15 protein-coding genes are annotated in these 22,533 nt (G+C 40.3%); 2 read left to right on the top strand and 13 right to left on the bottom strand.

Annotated elements, in window-relative coordinates; translation table 11 throughout:
• Positions 1–3 precede the first annotated feature (3 nt).
• A complete protein-coding gene (locus tag AC4PL9_RS07550; protein WP_491604140.1) occupies positions 4–591 on the top strand; it encodes a hypothetical protein in 588 nt (195 codons plus the stop codon).
• 135 nt (positions 592–726) lie between these two features.
• The gene (locus AC4PL9_RS07545) at positions 727–3,810 is read left to right on the top strand and encodes a lectin-like protein (RefSeq protein WP_491604139.1); all 3,084 of its coding nucleotides are present in this window, start codon (positions 727–729) and stop codon (positions 3,808–3,810) included.
• Positions 3,811–3,859: 49 nt separating this feature from the next.
• Here AC4PL9_RS07545 and AC4PL9_RS07540 read toward each other — a convergent pair whose 3' ends face one another.
• From AC4PL9_RS07540 to topA, 13 genes are all read right to left on the bottom strand, one after another.
• Positions 3,860–4,192 (bottom strand): single-stranded DNA-binding protein, encoded by a 333-nt coding sequence (locus AC4PL9_RS07540; protein ID WP_491604138.1) that lies wholly within the window; start codon positions 4,190–4,192, stop codon positions 3,860–3,862.
• 148 nt (positions 4,193–4,340) lie between these two features.
• Complete coding sequence (locus tag AC4PL9_RS07535) at positions 4,341–5,237, bottom strand: T9SS type A sorting domain-containing protein (protein WP_491604137.1); 897 nt, start codon at positions 5,235–5,237, stop codon at positions 4,341–4,343.
• 51 nt (positions 5,238–5,288) lie between these two features.
• Complete coding sequence (locus AC4PL9_RS07530) at positions 5,289–6,830, bottom strand: formylglycine-generating enzyme family protein (protein ID WP_491604136.1); 1,542 nt, start codon at positions 6,828–6,830, stop codon at positions 5,289–5,291.
• A 124-nt stretch (positions 6,831–6,954) separates the two neighbouring features.
• A complete protein-coding gene (locus tag AC4PL9_RS07525; RefSeq protein ID WP_491604135.1) occupies positions 6,955–8,556 on the bottom strand; it encodes a Na/Pi cotransporter family protein in 1,602 nt (533 codons plus the stop codon).
• Between the two features lie 34 nt (positions 8,557–8,590).
• Positions 8,591–10,531: an ABC-F family ATP-binding cassette domain-containing protein gene (locus AC4PL9_RS07520; protein ID WP_491604134.1), complete on the bottom strand. Its 1,941-nt coding sequence runs from the start codon at positions 10,529–10,531 to the stop codon at positions 8,591–8,593.
• Positions 10,532–10,609: 78 nt separating this feature from the next.
• Positions 10,610–12,313, bottom strand: a complete 1,704-nt coding sequence (gene porM, locus AC4PL9_RS07515) for a type IX secretion system motor protein PorM/GldM (protein ID WP_491604133.1) — start codon at positions 12,311–12,313, stop codon at positions 10,610–10,612.
• A gap of 108 nt (positions 12,314–12,421) precedes the next feature.
• Positions 12,422–13,414, bottom strand: coding sequence for a type IX secretion system ring subunit PorN/GldN (porN, locus tag AC4PL9_RS07510; RefSeq protein ID WP_491604132.1), 993 nt, complete (start codon positions 13,412–13,414; stop codon positions 12,422–12,424).
• A gap of 16 nt (positions 13,415–13,430) precedes the next feature.
• Positions 13,431–15,137 (bottom strand): type IX secretion system motor protein PorM/GldM, encoded by a 1,707-nt coding sequence (porM, locus tag AC4PL9_RS07505; RefSeq protein ID WP_491604131.1) that lies wholly within the window; start codon positions 15,135–15,137, stop codon positions 13,431–13,433.
• Between the two features lie 77 nt (positions 15,138–15,214).
• Complete coding sequence (gene porL / locus AC4PL9_RS07500; protein ID WP_491604130.1) at positions 15,215–16,033, bottom strand: type IX secretion system motor protein PorL/GldL; 819 nt, start codon at positions 16,031–16,033, stop codon at positions 15,215–15,217.
• 68 nt (positions 16,034–16,101) lie between these two features.
• Entirely contained in the window at positions 16,102–17,646 is a 1,545-nt protein-coding gene (porK, locus tag AC4PL9_RS07495) for a T9SS ring complex lipoprotein PorK/GldK (protein WP_491604129.1), read from the bottom strand.
• Between the two features lie 107 nt (positions 17,647–17,753).
• Complete coding sequence (locus AC4PL9_RS07490; protein WP_491604128.1) at positions 17,754–18,707, bottom strand: PorP/SprF family type IX secretion system membrane protein; 954 nt, start codon at positions 18,705–18,707, stop codon at positions 17,754–17,756.
• A gap of 159 nt (positions 18,708–18,866) precedes the next feature.
• Positions 18,867–20,030 carry a formimidoylglutamase gene (locus AC4PL9_RS07485; RefSeq protein ID WP_491604127.1) on the bottom strand — a complete coding sequence of 388 codons (1,164 nt, stop codon included), beginning with the start codon at positions 20,028–20,030 and terminating at the stop codon, positions 18,867–18,869.
• Positions 20,031–20,054: 24 nt separating this feature from the next.
• Positions 20,055–22,376 (bottom strand): type I DNA topoisomerase, encoded by a 2,322-nt coding sequence (topA, locus tag AC4PL9_RS07480; RefSeq protein ID WP_491604126.1) that lies wholly within the window; start codon positions 22,374–22,376, stop codon positions 20,055–20,057.
• Positions 22,377–22,533 lie beyond the last annotated feature (157 nt).

The following is a 22,533-nucleotide window of genomic DNA, read 5'->3' as shown; positions in this document are numbered from 1 at the left end:
AAAATGAAAAGAACTGAATTGTTGTTATCAGGAGTAAGTGCATCTTTTTTCCTGCTTTATCTTTTGGGAGGAGTCGGGATGAGTTTATTCATGATGCTTTCTTTAAGTCTGTTGGGTGCTCTGTATGCGTATTTGGGATTTGCTCATTTAAACGGAATTCGAATGGCAAAAGTTTTTAAAAAGGAGTCGTATTCTCCGGTACGCTTTACGGATATTCTGATTGGAATATTGGGAGGAATAGGAATGGCGGCTATTATCAATTCGATTTTGTTTGTTATTATGTTGTGGCCGGGCAGGGAAATCCTTTTTATTTCAGGAAGTGTATTCTTAGGGATAGCTCTAGTGATGGCTTTTATATTTTCCGGAACTCATCAATTGTTAAAAGAACGTCTTATAAAGCGTATTATTATATATATGTTGTTGGGGGGGATTTTCTATGTAATTCCAGCCGGATTCTGGTTTTCTATCCGTTACAGAAACAATCCCGAATATGTTGAAGCAATGATTGAGCATTATAATAACCCTTCTGAAGAGAATGCTGAGAAGTTAGATCAGGTAACAGAAGAAATGCTAAGGAATTCTGAAAAATAATTCCGCTTGTATGGTTGGAAAGAATAGTATTTTTGTAGGAATTTATATTTTCATAAACTAAGCTTTGTATTCTGTTGAAAATCAATAAGCAATTATTTTGTACATTTAAGTTTTGAATTGCTTAATGTACTTACTATGAAATGTAAACTTATCTACTACACACTGGCATTTTTTATGTCAGCCATCGGGTATGCACAGAATTTTCCGAATCCGGTTACATTGTCTACCGGACAGGGCGCGATTGGTGCTCTGGATCCTATTTGGACCTGTTCGGAGTGGTTTGTTACACAGCCCGGATCTCCGGTAGGAGCGACTTTCCAACCGGCGTTAATCAATAATAATTGTGCTCCGGGGAGCTGGGTGGATCCCGCAGCGTTAACTCCACCGATGAATAATGCCAACTGGATTACAGGAAATGAGGCAAATTGCGCGACAAATTCTTCTGCAGGGTATCGTTTCTTCAGACTAACACTGGATCTGCCTCCTGATTGTAATGGATTTTCGGTGACACAACCGGGGAATTATACCCTGAATTTTTTGGGGTATGTGGACAATACAATTACAGATGTATTTCTTAATAATACTTCACTGGGAATTTCAGGAGGTGGATTTTCCACGGGGTCTCAGCTTTCTATTACAATCAATGGCCCCTGGCAGGTAGGGACGAATTATATTGATATACTTGTTTATAATGTTCCAAGTGCTGATCCGACAGGTAATAATCCTTATGGGTTGTTATTGGTAGCCGATGCGACTTCAGCTAACGGAAACGACACCGATGGAGATGGGATCTCGGATGCATTCGATGATTGTATGTGTGATCCGGGAAATAATCCGAATGGTTGTGTTGATCCTACCTTTACTTGTGACATTGACCAGATTCGGACAGAGTTCGCTAATGCCGGGTGTATTGAACTGGAAGGATGTTGGAATGACTGTAGTATGTACTTTTTAAATACGCAGTCCATGACCGGAAGTCAGGCGCAGAGTTTTGCGCAAACATTGGGAGCCAATCTGGTATCTATCCAGTCTCTTGCCGAGAATCAATGCCTGTTGGACGATCTTGTACGGCTCAACCAAACTGGTGTAATCTGGATCGGATTTAATGATGAAGCAACTGAGGGAAGTTTTGTCTGGTACGATCAGTCTACGGTGACGTATACAAACTGGGCTCCGGGAGAACCAAATCAGTCAGGGGATGAGGATTGTGTTCAGATTTATCCGACAGGAGCGAATCCCGGGCAGTGGAATGACTTGTCCTGTACAAGTGCAAATTCCCAGTCAATTATTGAAGTGAATTTGTGCCCGTTTATTGATGCGGGAATTGATGTGACAATTTGTGAAAGTGATACCGTTACTTTGTCCGCCAGTACTACTTTGTTTGGCTCTTCACCTTATACGTATGAATGGGAATCTGTAGCTACAACGCAAAGCGTGGATGTCTGGCCAACGCAGACAACCTCTTATGTAGCTTTGACAGAAGATCGGTATGGTTGCTCCGCCTCAGATACAGTTGTTGTAACTGTAAATATGTTACCGGATGTTATAGCTCCGGCTGATGAAACATTATGTCCCGGAGATTCAATTCAATTACTAGCGACAGGAGCGGATACATACGTTTGGAATAACGGGGCTGTAAATGGAAGCTATATTCTTCCGGCCAGCTCAACCAATACATACACTGTTACAGGGACAGATAGTAATGGATGCATGGATGCAGATACCGTAGAAGTAAACGTTATGCTTGAAGGCTGTCCGGATTTTCCGAATGATTATGAGTGCGATATCGATTCTATCCGGTCTGCTTTTACTGCTGCCGGTTGTACAGAGCTAGTGAACTGTGTTTCTCCTTGCTCTATGTATTTTTTGAATCCACAGTCCATGACAGGAAGTCAGGCGCAGAGTTTTGCTCAGACTCTCGGAGCTAACCTGGTGTCTGTTCAGTCTCAGGAGGAAAATGACTGTATTCTGAGTTCTCTTATTTCACTCGGGTTTACATCCAACCAGGATGTGATTTGGATAGGGCTTAGTGATGAGGTAACAGAAGGAGACTTTGTGTGGTACGACCAATCTCCCGTAACCTATACAAATTGGGCTGCAGGAGAACCTAATCAGTCAGGAGATGAGGATTGTGTTCAGATTTATACAAACGGGACGTGGAATGACCTTTCCTGTTCCAGTAATAATGCAAAATCAATTATTGAAGTTAACCTCTGTCCTGTAACAAGTGTAACGCCGCCAATAGGAATCTGTGAAGGTGAAACGGCAACTATCGGAGTTACTTCTACTATTTTAGGATCTTCTCCATATAGCTATCAATGGTCGAACGGTTCACAACAGCAGCAACAAACAGTACAACCTGTTGCAACTACAGAGTATATTGTTTCGGTACTCGATAGATATAGTTGTCACATTTCAGATACTACAACGGTTACTGTAAATCCAAATCCGGAAGCCGACTTTACATTTGATGCGGGATGTTTAAATGATCCTGTTTCCTTCCAAAATAACAGTACAATTGAAGATGATTCACCACTTACCAGTGATTGGGATTTTGGCAGTGGACTGACAAGTAATCAAACTGATCCACAGGTTGTATTCCCTGTTGCAGGAGAACATACTGTTACATTAGTCGTTTATTCGGAAGAAAATTGTTCGGATAGTATCGAAAAGACAGTTGTTGTATACGACTATCCGGATATTCCTTCCGTGTTCTCTAATTCACCGGTAGCTTGTCCTGAAGAGGAATTTGTTTTTAGTGCCGAATATGTTGAAGGAGCTACTTATTATTGGGAAGGTCCTAACGGATTCACTAGTAATAGTGCAGAGAATACATTAATTGCGACAGAAGAAAAAGAAGGTGATTACACACTGTATATTGAAGTGAATGATTGTCCGAGTCAATGGACAGCGGTTTCTTTAACCATTCTGGGACAGTTTACTCCATTAATAGAGGAGTTCCCGAATGTTATAACTCCCAATAATGACGGAAAGAACGATTATCTGGATATGAATGATTATTTTACTTCTTGTCTTCCTTTCGAAATTGAGATTGTAAACCGATGGGGTAATCTTGTCTGGAAACAGGATCAGGCGGGAGAGGCATTCTCTGGTAATGATATGTTTTCTGGAGCCGAATTGGCAGAAGGGGTATATTTTTATCGATTAAAGTATGGTAGTGAATCCAAGTCCGGTTTTATAACCATTATTCGAAAATAAAAAGTAATACAAAAGCCTGTCTATAACACATAGACAGGCTTTTTCTATTTTATGCGTCCAGAACGACGATCTTATTGGCTCTGATTTCTGTTTTATATCGTTTTTCTCCTTCGGGAGTTTCATACGGTCGGTTTACCAGCATGCCTTCAATCGCCAGTTTGACTCCTCTGGAGGCAGTCAGTTCAATTACAGCGGCTTCTTTTCCCCAGGCAAATACGGAATGCCAACTTGTTACTGTATGTGGGGTGCCGTTTGATGAGGCATATTTTTCCTGAGTGGCAAACTGAAAACGGGCAATTTTCTTCCCATTACCAAAATGAATGATGTGTGGTTGCGTACTGATGCTACCTGTCATGGTTACTTTGTTTACGAAGTTATTCATACGAGTTTGTTTTAGTGATAAACCAATGAGTGAATTTGATGAGGCAAAGATTCACTGGTTTCACGCTACAAACCGTCTTTTAACCATTTGTATTCGTAAAATATTCGTTTGTAAACTTTTTATTGACTGTTTTTCAGTGTATTGATGTCTATGGCTTGATGATTGCCCGCTTAGTATGTGTTTTGCTTGAGGTAACTATTTTCAATAGATACATTCCGGGTTGTTGAATGCTCAGGTCGATCTCTGATATATCATCATATAGATTTGTTTGGAGAACAAGTTTTCCTGTAGCATCAAAGATCGCTAACTCAGCTGAAGCTCCAAATCCGCGAATAGTAAATTTACCATTGTTAGGGTTCGGATATATTTCCGGCTCATTTTCGGGATCGTTTTCGCATTGGCTTAACACCGGGTCAAATTGCACTTTTGTACCATTGTAATCAGTTTGTGAGAGTCGATAGTATTGATTGACTCTTTCAGCGTATGAGTAAATAGTATAGGTATTATACGTACTGCTGTTTCCTGCACCTGAAATGGTATCCAACGGTATCCAGCTGCTTCCATCCATACTGGTTTCAAGAATAAAGTAGTCATTATCTTTTTCAGACAAAGTAGCCCATGAAATAGTAACTTCATTGTTCCAGCAATGTACATTAAAATAATCAAGAGTAATGGGAAGTAACATTTCATCGCTAAAACAAAATGCGTCACCGCGCCCGTTTCCTCCGGAGAAAATAGAAAGCGGATCGTTTATTTTGTAACAGATAGCATCCCCCCGTCCTGTACTTCCTTCAAATAGGGGAATAGTTGGATTGTAATTTGAACAAATTGCATCACCTCGTCCTTTGCCTCCTGAGTAGAAGGGGGCAGAGGGACTGAAAAAAGAACATACGTTTTCTCCCCGTCCCCGACCGCCGAAATACATAGGAGAGTAAGGAGATTCGTAATAACATACAGACTCACCTCGTCCTGTACCTCCTGAAAATTGGGCTGTAACAGGTTGAACACTTGCCAAAATAAGGCAAATAGTAATTACGGTGTTCACTCGTTTTAGTAATCTGACCATGAGTAGTACTGCGCCCAAAATGGGAACTAATTAATTAGCAGGAGTTGAAGGAACTGTACGAACAGCTCTGAATCCGTGGGAACCAGATCTGCCTGTGTAAGTATATCTTGCCTGTGAACGATCAGAGACGCGTAGTAATGTAGCAGTTGCATTCCAGGCGCCACCACGGTTACCACTTCCTACAGCATTGTCTCCGGGCCAATTTGTAACATCGGCGGATCCCAGTGCTGTTATTTCACCGTTTCCGTGAAGTCCTGTATATGCCCTTCCTTCAGGACGACCCATTGTAACACATCTTTCCCAAAGATTACCGCTTAATTCCATCATGCCATAGTAAGAGGCTCCGGCATCTACACGAGAAGTTCCTGCTCCGGCATGGCTACCAACGCGAATAGGTCCGGGAACAGAAGCATGAGGGCCATATGTTGCATTAGCTGTAGTATTGGATGCAGCTTCATCATCGGCTCCCGGGTTGCTGATTCCCTGACTTTGTACAATGGTAGTATTCCCCCATGCATATTCATTAGGGAAAGGGTTAGATGCTCCCCGCGATGCTTTTTCAAATTCAAACTCTGTCATTGGTCGTAATCCTGTCCAGTCTGCAAAACAAATTCCATCTGCCCAGCTCATAAAGTTGTTGGCTACGAAAGGAGCAGAAGTAATATAGATGCCTCCTGATAGTGATATGCCACTGCGGTTCGCTCCACCTGTATAGGCACGTGCGGACTGTTGAGAAGAGTTTAATGCATTCAAATAGTCTACATACTGTTGCTGACTGGTTTCATACTTCATGCAATAAAAACCTTTATGTCCTTTAGGAAATGCTGCGGAAAGGGTTCCTGTACCTCCTGTACTGTACCAATAACTCGAAGAATTAGAAGTGGTATTTGTATTTGCGTAGGATCCATTTACTCCCCATAGTGATCCGGTTGAGTTTGAGATACTGATAGCACCTTCCGAAGTAACCTGAAAAGGACTACTTGCTGTACCTCCTTCAGATAGCATTCCTATTCCTCCACCTTCATCACCAAGGTAAAAACTTCCTTCGGTTACGTAAACCATTTCTACAGCGTATACCTGTATGTCTATTACGTCATCATCATTGATTCCTTGAAGTACATAGTCCCATTTGAGCTGAATATTGGTCGCTCCAAAAGATCCGCTTCCGCTGTTGGCTCTGTATACAAATGCTCCTACTGCAGGATTTGATGTGCTGTTATGCGGTATTCCTTCATTTACAAGACCTACCTGTACCGAAGCGGCAGTACCCGAACCACTTACATGACCATTTGTGCTCAGGTATGCATGTTGCCATACTTCGCTGGGCTGTACTCTGTATTTAACAAAGACCCACGCGGCATCCCAATTAGCCGGAGCAGAAGAAACACGCCACGAATTTTCCCAGGAAAGATCAAAGCGGACAAAAGTATGATTTGCAGGGTTGTTCGTTCCAGCAGATGTATTTTGATTAATCAATCCACAATTGGCAACCTGAATGTTATTGGCATTTACGTTTAAAGTGATTCCAAGTAGGGTTATCCCTGCAAGGAATAAGTGCGTAATAGTTTTCATTAGAAGTAGTATTTTAAGCGAAAATGAAATTTTTTTAACAAAAAACAACAAATAGTAAATGTTTTTTTAAAGTTAAATTCGACAAAGAATACTTGAAGTGGGTTAAGGAGTGTTTTTTTCTCGTTTAGTATTTGCTTTGTTTCAGATCATGAAGAATAAGGAGCATTTGGAGACTTGTATGACTGATAAGTCCATTGACCAGAATGAGCCAGGAGACATGCTTATTTTCAATGTCATTTTTATTTAGTAAATGAGCAACTTTCGAGATAAGAGATTCATTCTGAGACTCTATTTCATTTCTCAGGTTACTCAGGGACAATTCCTGATAAGCATCATCATTAAGTAGTTTTTGAATTCTTCCAAGTAATTGGTTGTGTTCATCACAAAGTTCTCTGAATACTTTAATTGCTCCCGGGGTAGAGCTGTTTGTTAATTCTGTAATTTCTTCGTGGATAGACCAAAGTGTTTTGGAGACCTGGCTAAGTTGAAGTGATATTGAAATCGTTTGATGAATTTTGCTTTTCTCCGGTGCATCCAGCTCTCCATGCCTTATATTGGAGCCGAATACAGAAATAGCTGATTGAAGATTCTTCAGATCCTCGAAGCGTTGCTCAGGAGCCTTTTGAGTTTGCCGTTTTTCGTTGAGTAAAGCTTCTGCAAAGCTGACGGTTTCCTTATATAAATGCTCAGTTTCAAGGTGAAGGGCTTTCATACCGGCTTCGGGTAAATCCACAGATACGTTGTTGATATATCGGGTTACTTTTGTCTCTTTATTGGGAAACCATTTGATTAATTTTTTAGCTAACAGACCTATGAAAGGAAAGAATAATATGACTCCAACTAAATTAAATAAGGTATGGAATAAAGCAATATCAATGACATTTGAATGACCTGTTGTCCCATCAAAGATATGTATCAGGCGTGTGAAAACAGGTAGAAAAAGAATAGCAACGATCCCTGTCCCGATGTTAAATATAACGTGGCTGGCAGCAACCTGCTTTTTAATAGCAATTCCGTCTATAGCTCCTAATAGAACTGTTATTGTTGTTCCAACGTTTGCTCCGATCACCATTGATGCACCTTCGTCAAAGTGAATGATTCCTGAATTAAGAGCAGTAAGGATAATGGCTAGTGTAGCTGAACTTGATTGCATGATAGCTGTGAGGAGAAATCCGAGTAGGATGTAAAACCAGAGTCCATAATGAGGTAAAGTGGATAAATCAATTGTTGAAGTATAATTCTCCAGTGCAATTTTCATGTAATCCAATCCCATGAACAGAAAACCCAGTCCTACGAAGAGCTTGCTGAAACCTGAATAACGTACAGATTTACTCAGAAATATTAATCCAAGTCCTCCGATTCCGATCAGGGGCAGTGCTATTCCTTCGATATCTATTTTAAAACCGAGTGTGGCAACAATCCACCCTGTAAATGTTGTTCCCAGGTTTGTTCCCATAATGACACCAATCGCATTTTGCATACTCATGATGCCGGCACCAACAAATGCTAAAGTCATTAAAGAAACGGCAGAACTACTTTGTAGAATTGCCGTAGAGGTCATACCCGTAAAAATGGATCTGATTTTTCCGGTTGTACTGGTTTTGATAAATCGTTTGAAAGTTTTTCCCGAAAGAAGTTTAATGGATTCCTCCAGTAAAAACATACCGAACATGAAGATACCCAGCCCAGCCAAAAACTTCCATATATCGAAATTTTCAAACACCATTAGCCAATATACCTAAAATATGTTTTCGATAGAACTACCCGTCCAGTTCAGATAATTCTTCCAGGGCTTCTTCCCATTGTTGCATGGTTTTATCGAGTTCCTTTTTACGGGAATCAAAGAAAGAGAGATTTTTTTCGGTTTCTTCAGCATTTGAATAATCAAGTTCAGCCATCTTTTGATTGAGAGCGGCGATTTCCTTTTCAAGTTCAGAAATACGTTCTTCAGATTTCTTTACGAGATTTTGCAATTTGTTCTTTCTTCGCTTAAGTTCTTTTTGTTCTTCAAATGATAGAGATACTGATTCTTCCTTTTCAACCGGAGTCTCAACCGCTGTTGACTGTGGCTGTTCAGTTGTTTCTTCAGTTCCCTTGTTCAATTTGTATTGAAGATATTCTTTTACAAGGAAATGGTGAATTTTAAGTGTTTTATTCTGGATATCCCAGATTCGATTGGTAAGACCTTCTAAAAATTCCCGGTCGTGAGATACAACGATAAAAGTACCTTCATAGTTTTTTAAGGCATCTTTTAGTACTTCCTTACTCTGTATGTCCAGATGGTTCGTAGGCTCATCAAGAATTAACAAATTTGACGGGCTGAGAAGCAATGTACATAGTGCCAGACGTGTTCTTTCTCCTCCTGAAAGTACACCTACTTGTTTATCAATATCTTCTCCGCTAAATAAAAAAGCACCCAGAATACTTCGCAGGTCTTTTCTGATTTCACCCGTAGCAATTTCGTCGACTGTTTCAAAAACAGTTTTGTTTTTGTCCAAACTCTCTGCCTGATTTTGGGCAAAGTAAGTAATCGTTACATTGTGACCGTATTTTACGTCACCATCTCCTTCGAGGGTTTTCATAATACGTTTTAACAATGTGGATTTACCGACACCATTAGGTCCCAGCAAAGCAATTTTTTCACCGCGTCCGACAGTAATGGAAATATCCTTTAAAATAGTTTTAGCGTCGTACGTCTTACCTACCTGATCCAGTTCGAGAACCCATTTTCCGGGTTGGACACTCAATGGAAAGCGAATTTTCATTTTTGCTACCGCATCCGATTCGACTTCTATACGCTCTGTCTTTTCAAGTTTTTTAATTAAACTTTGGGCAAAAGCAGCTTTATTAGCCTTCGCTCTGTATTTATCAATTAACTCTTCGGTTCTTTTAATTTCTTTATCCTGATTCTTCTGAGCTTCTTTTAACCGTATAATTTCCTCTGCTCTTGCTTCTTTATATTTAGAGTAAGCATATGGAAAATCAAGAATTTTACCGCCGGATATTTCAAGGGTGCGTTTGGTAACGTTATCAAGGAACAGTCTGTCGTGCGAAATAACAATAATAGCTCCCGGGAACGTTTTTAGATATTCTTCCAGCCAGGCAATGGAAACAATATCCAGGTGGTTTGTAGGCTCATCAAGAAGAAGAACACCAGGGTTGTTGACAAGAATTCTTGCCAGTTCCGCTCTCATTTTCCATCCACCGGAGAAAGTATTTAGTTCACGTGAAAAATCTTCGTCAGTAAATCCTAAACCTTTTAACGCAGCAGTGATTTTTTCTTCCCATTTCCATCCATCTATGTGTTTGAAGCGATCATTGAGCAAATTCAAATCATCCAGAAGTTGCAGATAACTGTCACTTTCATAATCTGTACGGGTAACCAGTTGGTGGTTAATTTCATCCAATCTTGATTGAATGGTGTTTAACTCTTCATTGGAAAACTTGAGGAAATCATAAACAGATTGGCTTGAATCAATCTCAATATCCTGAGTCAGGAAACCTACAGTGAGATCTTTGGGTTTGTGAACCGCTCCCTCAGAAGGACGATTCCACCCGGCAATAAGCTTCATCAAAGTTGATTTTCCAGCTCCGTTTTTCCCTACTAGTCCGATTCTGTCATTCGGATTAATTTGCAGGCTTACATCTTTAAAAAGATACCCTTGGGGAAGAAAAACGCTGAGTTGTTGCAAATTTACCATGATCGTACTGTCTGTTTTTTGTGCAAAGAAACGAAAAAACCCCGATACTATATGTACCGGGGCAATCAGGTGAAGTTGTTATTTGATGGTGAGTACTGATGATACTCGTGCGATATGATTGTGTGAATCTTTGTAATAACAAGTAATTTTAATGCTAGAGCCTTGACGAAGTTGACTAAGATATCGTTGAGCTTCACGTGTAATGGTAGCTCCCTCAATTTTGATTGAACGTGGTGCAACTGGGGTGTTGAGTTCATAGCGTACAGGTGTAAAGTCGGAGATTAACGGGATTGATTCGTCATACTTTACAAACAGTCGGTTTTGTACCAAAAGTTCATTTTTCGTTATTTCCTGATCTCTTTTAATAGCTCCTACAAATAGATCGGGAGTAGGTTTCCGTCTAACCTTATACTCATATACGGCGAGTTGTGTGCTTTTTCCATTTTCATCTATTCCTACAATAGCAATTTCAGCTGTTCTTCCGGGACCGGGTAGTGCAATATAATTCCCATTTGATGATTTACTCAGTGTTACATTGGATCGGGAGACCAGTTTATAATTAGCATAACCTGATGTAGCTCCTGTAAGCAAATTATCATAATTCCGGTAGAGGATTTGCATTTGAGGTTGAGAGATAGCACCTCCCGGTGAACCAACATAGTAGGGGAGTTGCCAGTTTTGCGTTACCCATTGTCCATTTTTATTTTGAATACTTATAGTTCCACTCAGGGTATCGGCTCCACTTTTTTGTGGCGTGAGATTGAAAAGACCTTTTCCGTCTTTATATGCATGATCTTGAAGATTTACTATTTCTTTTGTCACTGGATCTGTATAAGAGACCCGGGGAATTTTATAGGAATCATAGGCTGCCATGAGCACTTGTACGTTGAGTGTATCTCCCGGGTTAATATAGCTTTTTCCGTAGGCAAGAGGCATAATTTTATCAAACGAATATTGTCCACCACCGACCTTGTTTCTGATATGTGCCAGTGCTTCTGCCTCTGCATTTAGAAACTCTGTTTGTAAACTGGATAGTTGTGCTATAGCAGCAACGATAGGAGCATGGTCGAATGTAGCTCCTACCCAGTGTACATTGTCTATATCATGTACTTTTCGATATTCCTTTTTGGAGAGTTGATAGAATAATTGACGGATTAGTAAGGTATCATCCGGATTTGATTTGGAAAAATCATCCGGAGTTGAAGATGAAAAACTGAATGACAGATTTGATTCGGGAAGTGTATAGGTCCCTAATAATTCGGTTATTGTGTTTCTGAATTGGATGAGACGGTTCCAAACTTCCATTCCTTCACCGGAGGGATGTTTTATATCAGTACTTTCTCCTATGAGAATTCGCATCGGGTCATCATATCTGTCTTTTGCTTTTATAAGTGATAAGTCAAGCAAGTATGGGACAGTCTGGTCATTTTTGACAATTTCATTTTTGTCTTCACCACATTCTTCAAGAAGTCGTATCTTAAGCTGATCAATGTAAAGGATGTTTTCTTCAGTAGCTGAACGAATCTTTTCTGCTATGGTAAACCATAGCTCTGCTGATTTAGCACGAAGAGGATCAGAAGTGTCGGAAGCAACTTCTTTTAAACTGTCAAAAGAGTAATTTCCTTTTTTTCTTACCGTCTGATTTGCTTCCTGTACATTATTGTCAATTGATACGAAAGCTTCAATTATTTCTTTTGATACATTAAGTGCCAGAAGTGCGGTAAGTACCAGGTACATCATACCGATCATTTTCTGTCTTGGGGTTTCTTTTGCTCCTGCCATGATATTTTGCTTTTGGTTCATCATGAGAATGCAGGGGGGAGAGAATAGTAACAAAAAAAAACTCCGCTCATATCTGAACGGAGTTTTTTTAATTCATATTGTGTAAGACTAGAAGTCCCAAACATCATGTTCTATCATGCGCATGTTTTCAGTAATTCGCTGAGATTCATACAAAGCATCTACACCGGCTTTAAACGTTTCCACTTTTCTATCGTAGACATTACTCTCTTTATAAATTGTCGAGTTGAACTGACGTTTCCAGAATAAGTCATCAAACGAGAACCACTGAGCGTCATTGTGTGTGTTGAAAACGAAGTAATTGTTAAACACAAATCTACATTGTGGGAAGTACAACCAGAAAAGCTCTTTCATTCCCGAAATAGAACCTGTATTAGGATCAGTGTCATATGTTACCGGACACAAACCAAGGATTCTAACATCCATTACCGATCTTTCTTTATCAAAGAACCAGTCTTCTTTTACCCGGTATTGAACAACATCCTTAGAAAGAACCCAGTTCGTATCACGAGGAGGATATACATAGTTCCCATTTATATCTAATGAGTCGTCTCCGTATATATCAACCAACGGAAGATCTGACTCAGGCCCTAACGTTCCTAAATAATAGAACAATTGGTCTCTGAATAAACTATCCGTATAATAGTTCTTTCCGGGAGGAGGAACGATCGGGTACTTGAATGAATCACCATCCTTTATGAAAAAAGCTAAAGGGTTATATGGTGAGTAGACAGTAAGGTCTCCATTAAGTACGTGAGTTTTGATTACCGTCCAAAGTGACCATCTTGTTGAGTGACGAACCCAGTTATTATCTGCATCGTACTCATCAAATGGAAAGTACATGGAATGGTTAATCTTCTCACGCATGTCAATTGCTCTCCACACACGATTTGACCAAATCACATCCGCCTCTCTTACGTGTTCGTAAGGAATCATTCTTTTCGTCGGAATGTGCTGTTGGATATAAACCCCGTCGATTACGTTTGGCGAAGGATTATTGATAGGTCCTCCGTTGATGTCTACCTGCGCAAACATCAAGCCTCCCGCCATAACCGATACCACACTTGCAATTAAACTTTTCATACGCATTCGTTTTTTATTATCTTACCTTGAAGGTACCTCCGGACTTACGTGCTCTACCATCAGGACCAACGACAGTACACATGATTGATACTGTGTTACCAGGACGAGCCTGCTTGATCAGGTTAAGAGCTCTTGGTGTAAGTGCTGCTCCGGCCCCATTTTCGGGTCTTGGAGCTCCTGTTACGTTAACCTCCCAGGATTTTACTGTAAAGTTTGCTTCCAATGGAATTTCCGGTCCGTATTTTGCAAACAAGCGAGACTGAGATTTGATGGTCGCTGAAGGAGCATCAGACCCATCCTCAAGACTTCCAAGATAGATACTTGGTTTTGGCATGTTGTTTACACGGAATTTAAAGTCTCCTAATTTTGCCGTAGTTCCGTCTTCTGAAACTCCCTGGATAATGATCGTTGCTTCACGTCCTGATCCAGGACTAGCAATGTACATACCATTTGATCCTTTGGAAATAGTAACGTTACCACCTGATACAAGTCTGTAATCAGGGAAACCGGAAGCAGCTCCGATTACTTTATTTTGGTAACCACGGTATAAAACATTCATTTCAGGAAGGGATACAGCTCCGGTAGGTTTACCTACTGTATACTTAAATTCCCATGGTTTCCAGGTTGTTTCTCCTCGTTCTTTAACACCGATTACACCCGAAACAGTGTATTCTCCCGGAGAAGAACCTCTAAGACCAATTTTTCCTGCCGTTTCTGTCCATGTCCCCGGATCTTCAGAGTTGATACCATACTTAATTTTCGATACTTCGTTCGAATCGTAAGCGGCAATCATAACACTAAGATCAAGAGAGTCTCCCTGATTAATATACCCTGTACGAGCAAACGCTAAAGGCTCAATTTTGTTAAAGTTGAACGATGGGGCGTCTATTTTACTTAACATGTATTCAGCTGCTACTGACTCCGCGTTGATAATATCAACCTTTAAAGCAGTAAACATTGCTGCTGCTGCAACAATAGGAGCATGGTCAAACATAACTGATGGCCAAGGCATCATTTTCGTTTTCCCAGCATCTTTAACCTCTAGTTTTTCAGGAAGTGTCATACTTCTGTAAAACTTAGCGATCTTAGCAGTGTCAATTGGGTTTGCCGTCTTTAAAGCATCATTCAACCCATCTATGCTAGAAGGGGGAGTAAATGAATATTTTTTATCTCCCAACTTGTAATCTGCCATCATGATAGAGACATTGTTTCTGTACTCATGAATCGTTTTACGAATGTTAAGACCTCTTTCAATTGGCTTTTCAGGGTTTCCTCCGATGAACATATTGGTAGGAATATCGTAGTTATCCATCGCACTGATATCCATCAGGGATTTTAACTCTGTAATATTACCTTCGCTATCCTTGTCAGCGACCCAGTCTTTACCACCTTCAGCCTGCTTAATCATCTCATTACTCTCTGAAAGAATATAGCCAACGACTTTTGCAGTCTCTTTTTTCATTTCTTCAGCTTTTCCACTCCAAAGGTTGAAAGTAGACATGTCACCTTTTGTAGCGACTAAAGCTGCTTTTTTCTTATCAAACTCACCGTATAATCCAGAGACTGTGTTGCTGATAACGTTACCACTTGCATCCAGTTTGTCATTAATTGTAATGAACGCGGCTATAATCTCTTTTGATACGTTAAGTGCCAGAAGTGCGGTAAGTACGAGGTACATCATACCGATCATCTTCTGTCTTGGGGTTTCTTTTCCTCCTGCCATGTTTAATTAACTTTTTGGTTATTTAAATTAGTTAATGAAATATTACCTACGCTAATTAAGGATATATATCCTTGTTATTAGTCGCGAGTAATAGTCATGGCTTTCAGCATATTACCATATACCTGGTTAAGGCTTGTCAAGTTTTTACTCAACAATTCCATATTCTCTTTGTACAATTTAGTATCTTCAACTGAAGCAGAAAGGTTGGCCATCATATCTGCTACCTGACCCTGGAATTTCTCAGTTGCTTCAAGGTGTTGTGTAGAACCTTTCAATTGAAGCTCATAAACATTGTTAAGAGCAGAAAGGTTCTTAGATACTTTTTGCATTTGTTCACCAAATGATTGCCCTTCTTCTGTTCCTGAAGTAAGTCCCATCAATGATTCTGAAGCACGCTCATACGAGTGAGATAGTTTTTTCACTTGCTCAGAAGCTGAAGATAAACTGTCTACGTATGAATCTGTAGCAGCAGCAGCACTTGTTACTCCTTTTAGTTGTGCAGCATTTTCTCCAAGTGTGCGCATTCCATCACCTAATCTTTCCAATAAGGCACTGTCAATTTTTGCATCTTCGAGTAATTTGTCTAATTCTTCAGTAATACCTGTACCACCACCTCTTGAGTGACCTCCTCGTGCTGGTAATGCATCATGATCGTGATCTTCGTCATGACCTAATGCTAACTCCGGGTAAACAAGTGTCCAGTCCGGATCTTCATGAATCGGCTCAAATGCCGAGAAAATAAAGATAAGTGCTTCTGTTGACAGACCTGCAACAAGCATAATTCCCGCTCCCGGCCAGTGCATGATTTTAAACATCGCTCCGATAATAACTACCGCTGCACCGAATCCGTACAATTTCGCCATAAAGGCTTTCCACGCTTTACTTCCTGGTTTCATAGTTTCCTTGCTTTTTTTGGTTTTTAACTTAATTAACTAACTATTTGGTTTTTGATTTGTTTACGTAATTATTGTAACTGAATATCACTTTTCAGTTCTTCCCCACCTTCTTTTGTGAAGTCACGTCCTCCACGACCAAGGTGCGTCATAACGTTTCTGAATCCTACATACGATTTTGCTGTATCCTGATATTCGTATGTACGTGTACCAGTCTGCATGTAGTATCCGATGTCTTTCCAAGATCCTCCACGAATAACTTTTCTTTTCATGGCTGGTGGATCCCAGTCCATAGCATCATAACGGTACTCAGTATTTAGATCGTGAGAGAATTCGTACATCGACTCATCGTATGCTGTTTCACACCATTCGGCAACGTTTCCGGCCATACAGTATAGTCCCCAACCATTTGGATTGTAAGAGTATGCTTTGACTGTGTGGAAACCTCCGTCGTCAAAGTATCTTCCGCGCATTGGTTTAAAGTTTCCAAGGAAACATCCGGATGCGTTTCTAATGTAAGGACCACCCCATGGGTATTGTGATTGATCAAGATCACCTCTCGCACCTCTTTCCCATTCGGCCTCAGTAGGAAGTCGGAAATCGTTGACGAAAATATCACCCATAGAGATCAACCAGTTATTTAAAAGTTGTGTTCTCCATACGCTGAATGCTCTTGCCTGAACCCAGGTAATACCGACAACAGGGTAGTTGTCATAAGCCGGATGCCAGAAGTACATATTTGTCATAGGATCATGGAACGAGTATGTAAAGTCACGAACCCAACAAAGTGTATCCGGGTAGACATTGATCACTTCGTTAATGATGAATCGTTGACGGTTAGCATGACCTCTAATCGCATTGTTTTGACCAATTTTGTTGAACCAACCGAAGTCTGAATCTTCTCCCTGAGGTTCCTCGGTAAATGGATGCGGAGGGGTATTAAGCTCACGGTGTTCATCTGCAAGTTTGTTTCCATCCTTATCGTAACCGTTCGGAGTAATTTCTATACGACCTCTTCGGGCAGCTTCTCTAAGATTAATCCAGTAGTATCTGAATTTTAGCTTACGTGTATCAATTTCTCTTCTTTTGTAGAATCTTTCATTAGTCGGGTAATACATATCCGCTAAAAGAGGAACTAACTCCGGATCTGAATAATCCAGTCGTCTATCCCAATTCAGATTAAAGAATTCTCTGTTTATAGCGCGATCAGATGCATCGTATTCAACATACTCAAGAGCTCCTTCGTCAAAATACTCATCCGAATAGTTGATCCAGTCGCTTGCCATGTCATCATCTTCGATTGTTTCGTAGATTTTTTCACGAGCGATAGAGTCTCTTACCCAGTAAACAAACTGACGGTACTCATTGTTCGTAATTTCAGTCTGGTCCATATAGAACGCCTGAACTGAAACTGTTTTTGTACGTGTCTGGTGAAGAAAAGGAACATCCTGATCGTTTTGTCCCATCTGGAACGAACCTGCAGGAACGTAAATCATACCAAGAGGAATCTCCGGATGGTAAGGACCTCTCCCCTGCACACCAATCAAGTGTCCTGTTCGTGTAGAGCACGAGTACAGAAACACTGCGACTAAACCTAATAACACTAGTTTTCTCATTCTACCTCAATTTAAATTCCGGTCAACTTTAACTTTCTACAGGATCAATTTCTTTAGTTATAACGGAATTTCCTTTTGTTTGGTTACAATTTCCCTTTAACTTTTTTTTACAACCATCTTGGGTGAGCACTTTTTGTGATCGGTGGTGGTGGTATAATGTAGCAGTATTTCAGCATGATTTCATGCGTACCCCATGATGGTTTGATATACTTATTAGCAGTGATGTCATACGAGTAACCAAAAGAAGCTTTTCCGGGACCTAAATTCATTGAAGCTCCCAATAAAATAAGGATAGATTCTCCGGTGCGGTATCCAACTCCTCCGTATAACAATTTGTTCCAGAAAAGACGTGCTGTGATATCAGCAGAGAACTTTCTGAAGTCAGTACGCATCAACGTGTTTAAATCCAGGTCAAATTCTTGGTTTGTCCCGAATAACTGATCGAATCGATATCCTCCCATCAGATAATAGTGACGGGAAGTATTGAAATTAACAGTACTTAAAGTCGGATCCTGAAGGATAGATTGCGTCATGTGCGTGGACGAAATCCCAACATAGTAATTCTGCGAGCCTTTCCAGTATAAACCAAAGTTCATGTCGAAATTTGTACCGGAAAAAGCATTGGGAAGGTAATTATCCACATCTGTCTGAGGTGTTACCCAGGTTGGAGACATTGCGAAATTTACAATTCCCAAACCGAGTCCCATACCTAATGTTCCTGCGTTTCCAAGACCGAGGTGATAGGAGTAATTAATCAGAAGATTATTTTGACGGTTAAATCCAATCGCATCATGATAAAACGATATACCTAAACCACTGTTGATCCATCTGTCGAGGTTAGCCTCAACATTGAAAACAACAGAGTTGGGAGCACCGTTGAACTTATCCCATTGATTACGATACAAAAGAGTACCACAAATTCCTTCTTCAATTCCAGTAGAGCCGGGGTTGACTGATAACTTGTCATACATGGAATGTGTCATCGCTCTGTCTTGCTGAGCAAAAAGCCCGGAAAGCATAGCCAGTGAAAACACTGATAATACAAGTATTTTTTTCTTCATAGACAACATATTGTAGTGTGCTAAATCACATTAATTAGCATGTATTTTACACCTAATATGGCGACTAAAATAAATAAAATTATTTAGAAAAAAGATTTTTTTTGAAAATGATTTAAGTTTTCCACAGTATTTTGTGAATCCGTCAGAAATTATTGAGACTTAAATGAGTTTCTGGTAGGTTTTCCACCAAAGATCCGGGATTTCATTTTTAGAAGCAGTCAAATAATCTTCGTAATTGCAGGGGACCATAAAGTGGCGTTGAAAGCGGGATCCTGACTGCGGAGGGTAGGGGACTTCCATCCACCAGCGATCAGATCTGTCGCTTTTATAGAATGTAATCTCATCTTTAAAATCCTGAATGGATACAAGGTATTTTGAGTAGCCAGATTTGCTGCCAACTGGAAAATCATGTTTACGATTATTGATCCCATCGATCAAATGCCAGATGATTTGTGCTGCCAGGTGGTCGTCAGCTGGGTTGGGGTTGGATTCGGGAAATAAATTATACAAACCAAAGGAAGTTAGTTTATCACTGAATCCTGCGTAGCGAGCTATTTGACAGGCTTGTTCGCCATAGAACCCATTGGGTGAATCATTGTACTCTGAACGGAAGTCACTGGCACGAATAGACATGAGGTCAAAGCTTAAGATATCGCAGTTGCGAATGAGAGGTTCGGCAACTTTAAAATCCTGATTAAAAGCACCCAGTCTGCAGGTGTCAAAATACATGTTTTCAAAAAGATCCAATTCCGAAGGCAGAACAAAATAGGTTTGATAACCTATGTTGCTGAAATTGAAAAGGAAATTAGGTTGATGGAGCAAAATAGAAGAAAGATAGCCATTGTACGAAATTGCTTTTTCAGGATTCCCCAAGTCAAATCTATTATCGACGACAACCATGTTTACTGCCTGTTCAAGTTGTTCGTATCCTTTAAACTGGGCGTAGGTGAGGTCCTGCCCACCTCCGATGATAACGGGGATGATGTCTTTTTTGACGAGTTCGCTAATCACATTGGTTAATGCAAAATAGGTGTCTTCGATTTTTTTTCCAGGTCGGATATTTCCCAGATCGACCAATTTTCTTTTCCAATTTGTTGTGGGGGTTAGGTGAGCAAGGTGTTTGCGAAAGTTATCGCGTATTCCGACACCGGTTTCCTTAGTATTCATGCCTCTGAACTCCGGCACGTAGAGCAGTGCAATATCACCTTTGTTTAGTTCAGGGAAAGAAGTTGCATACACTTCTATCTGTGTACCCAGACTTCCGTCGGTAAATTGATCCTTATCAAAATTTAACGGCTCAAAATAAATTGAAATATCATTCATTGTCCCTGACCACTATCCGGTTAATTATTTCTTTTTGCGAGTTGTTTTGCGTGCTCCCTTTTTCTTTTCGGGTTGATTCTGACTAATTTCAATACATTGTTCATACGTTAGATCTTCGGGAACAGCATCTTTCGGAAGTTTAAAGTTATTTTTTCCGATTTTCAGATAGGCTCCATATCTTCCGTTTAGCAATTGCATTGACTTATCTTCATCAAATGTTTTAATAATTTTGGCTTTATCAGCCGCTCGTTTCGCCTGTATGAGTTCGATTGCCCGTTCGGCGGTTATTGTCATGGGGTCATCCTCTTTTCCTAAAGAGGTAAATGCTCCGTCATGCTGAATATAAGGGCCAAAACGACCGTTGTTGACTTTTAGTTCTTTGTTTTCAAATTCCCCGATAATGCGTGGGAGTTTAAAAAGGTCAAGAGCTTCCTCTAATGTAATTGTATTGATGCTCTGATTTCCTTTTAACGAAGCAAATTGAGGTTTTTCTTCATCTTCACTGTCTCCGATTTGCACCATAGGCCCAAAGCGACCAATACGTGCAATTATAGGTTTACCGCTTTCAGGGTGTGTCCCCAATGTACGTTCACCGGTTGCGCGCTCTGAGTGTTCCAATGTGTTTTCTACATTTTCGTGGAAAGGTCCGTAGAATCCCTTTAGCATTTCTGTCCACTGAATCATTCCCTGGGCTATATCGTCAAACTGTTTCTCTACGTTTGCCGTAAAGTTGTAGTTCATTACCTTGTCAAAATGCTCTACTAAAAAGTCATTGACAACAATTCCTATATCAGTAGGAGACAGTTTATTCCTGTCTCGTCCTGTTATTTCTGTTTTTATTTCTTCCTGTATCGTTTCTGAGGTAAGATAAAGAACAGTATATTTTCGTTCTTCTCCTTCACGGTCAACTTTTTCAACATATCCTCTTTTTTGGATAGTAGAAATGGTTGGTGCGTATGTTGAAGGGCGACCAATACCCAACTCTTCAAGTTTTTTTACCAAAGAAGCTTCTACATATCTGGCGGGCGGTCGTGAGAAACGCTGTGTAGCAGTAATTCCGTTTTGTTCGAGGGGTTCACCTGGAGAGACTTTTGGGAGGAGTCCTGCTGTTTCTTCTTCCTCTTCATCATCAACATTCGATTCAAGGTAAACTTTCAGGAATCCGTCAAATAGAATAACTTCGCCTTTTGCCTGGAAAATATCAGATAACTTTTCGTTTCCTATTTTTATTGTCGTACGTTCAAGTTTTGCATCAGTCATTTGTGAAGCGATAGCCCGTTTCCAGATCAAATCGTACAAGCGGACTTCATCCCGGTCACCGTCTACCTCTGATTGGTTAAAGTTCGTAGGGCGAATGGCTTCGTGTGCTTCCTGAGCTCCGGCACTCTTAGTTGTGTATTGTTTGGGTTGGCTGTATTCTTCTCCGTAATTTGAGATAATTGCGCTTTGAGCGGCAGAAACGGCATCCTTAGACAGATTTACACTATCGGTACGCATGTATGTGATACGTCCGGATTCATACAGGCGCTGAGCGACTTGCATGGTTCGCGTTACTGAAAAACCTAATTTCAGGGATGCTTCCTGTTGAAGTGTACTGGTGGTGAACGGAGCTGCTGAAGATTTTTTTGCAGGTTTAGTTTGTACATCCAAAACCGAAAAATCGACAGTTTTGCAATCTTCAAGGAAAGAACGGGCATCATCAAGTGTACCCATATTGTGCATCAGATCAGCTTTTATCAGATCTTTCCCTTTTTTGAATTGTCCCTGTATTTTATAGTATGATTCCGAAGCAAAGCTTTGAATTTCTCTTTCCCTTTCTACAATTAACCGTACGGCAACCGATTGTACGCGTCCTGCTGAAAGAGAAGGTTTTACTTTTCTCCACAAAACAGGAGAAAGTTCAAAACCAACCAGTCGGTCGAGTATTCTGCGAGCCTGTTGAGCATCTACCAGTTTGTCGTTTATTTCCCGTGGGTTTTCTATCGCACGAAGTATAGCTGTTTTCGTAATCTCGTTAAATGCAATACGCTTGGTTTTATCCTTTTTTAGCCCTAATGTTTCAAAAAGATGCCAGGAAATAGCTTCTCCTTCACGATCCTCATCGGTAGCGAGCCATACAATTTCTGCTTCCTTGGCTAATTTTTTCAACTCGGTTACTAACGCCTTCTTGTCGGGAGATACCTCGTATTGAGGTTCAAAGTTTTTCTCGATATCTACAGCTAACCCTTTGCTTGCCAGATCACGTACGTGGCCATAGCTGGATTTGACAATAAAGTCTTTTCCAAGATAATTTTCAATAGTCTTTGCTTTAGCGGGTGACTCGACGATAACTAAATTTTTGCTCATATTCGGCGTTCAATACATTCTTTCCCGAAATCCGATTGATTTCAGGATTTTTTTGCAAAATAAATTGAAATTAATTCGAAAAGCAAACTTAGTTTTTTCAGAGTAAGAAAAAGAAGAAGGAGATTAGTAGTGGAATGACCAATGTAAAAGCGGGTGA

The sequence above is a fragment of the Wandonia sp. genome, from assembly GCF_984588085.1.
This window is presented reverse-complemented; position numbering and strand designations above follow the sequence as displayed.